We start from the raw sequence: 1,367 nt of genomic DNA, 5'->3' as shown, positions 1-1,367 counted from the left end.
GATCCCGATGTCAGGTCGCCTTGGCAAACGCGGGGTTCGTCATCCTTCTATTCGCGTTCGACAGGGGCGTGCACTCGTTGCACGCCGACGCATGGGGGGATTCGGAGGAGGGGGCGCCATCTGAGCGACGGCCGTTCGAGCTGACCGGCCAAGGATGAGCCCGCGCTCACCCTCCCTCGAAACCCGCTTTGCCTTGGCGCTCAGGTCATCTCGTAGGTCTCCTAGGCTGCGGCCTGCCTCGACGGGCCCTCGCAGCTCTGGTGCGCGGCGAACTCCGTCCCGTCCCTCATCATCGCGTAGAGGATCCCCGCCAGCTTGCGTGCCAGCGCCACCGTGGCGACCTTGCGGCCTCGCTTGCGCTGGATACGCCCCGCCCACTCTCGCAGACGGAGCGATTCGGGCGTTCGGCTCCGAAGGATCCCGTGGGCCGACTGGACGAGCAGCCAGCGCATCCGTCCGTTGCCGGTCTTGGTGATCCGGCCCTTGCGCGGCTTCTCGCCGGAGCTCGCCTCGCTCGGCACCAGCCCGAGATAGGCGGGCACCTGCTGTGCGTCGCGGAAGCGGTTCGGGTCGTCGATGATGGCCCGGAAGGCGGTCGCGACGATGAGGCCCACGCCGGGCGCGGTCTGCAGCCGCCTGACCGTGGCGTCCTGCTTCGTCATCGCCTTGATGACGGACTCGCAGGCGGTGATCTGCGCGTTGATCGGCTCGAGGAGCCCCGCCAGCACGGACACCTCGTCGCGCACGCCAGTCGGCAGATCCATCGACGCGAGGCGCTCTGCGAAGCTTTCCGCGTCCCCGCCAGCCGGCATCCTCAGGCCGTGGGCACGAAGCGAGGAGCGGATGACCGCGATGTAGCGTGTCCGGGTCCGGACGAGCGCGTCGCGCATGGTCAGCCGCACGTTCACCGCACGCTGAGCGTCCGACCGCCGGTGCACCACCCGGTAGGTCCCTGACCGGCTCGCCTCCGCAAGCGCCCTCGCGTCTCGCCGGTCGGTCTTCACCCGGCGTGTGCGCATCCCGTACATCGGCGCGTAGTTGGGGTCCGCGACCACGACCTCGTGCCCCAGGGACTCCACGTGCCTCGCCACCCACTCGCTCTCCGTGGAGGCCTCGAGGAGCACCCTCGACCGAGGCCGCCCAGCGAGCACCTCGGCCAGGCGATCCAGCCGGGTCGGAACCCGCACCTCGATGGCCTCACCTCCCGAGGTGAGAATGCAGAGTTGGCTGTCCTTCTTGTGCACGTCGATGCCAATATGGTCCAAGGCTGGCCTCCACTCTCTTGCGGCTCCGACCGCGTGTTTGTGGGGCACTTCGTGCCACCACGTCGAGGTGGCGGCCAGCCGCTTCATTCCATCTGAGCGTAG

General features: G+C 68.8%; 1 protein-coding gene. It reads right to left on the bottom strand.

Features of this window, described 5'->3' with window-relative positions:
* Positions 1 to 221: 221 nt before the first annotated feature.
* On the bottom strand, positions 222 to 1,265 hold the full coding sequence (locus VEA62_RS04215; protein WP_324818826.1) for an IS110 family transposase: 1,044 nt from the start codon (positions 1,263 to 1,265) through the stop codon (positions 222 to 224).
* Positions 1,266 to 1,367: the final 102 nt, after the last annotated feature.

The sequence above is a fragment of the Brevundimonas sp. genome, from assembly GCF_035627475.1.
In the GTDB taxonomy this organism is placed as follows: domain Bacteria; phylum Pseudomonadota; class Alphaproteobacteria; order Caulobacterales; family Caulobacteraceae; genus Brevundimonas.
The sequence above is the reverse complement of the archived record's forward strand: the minus strand, read 5'-3'. Positions and strand labels throughout refer to the sequence as shown.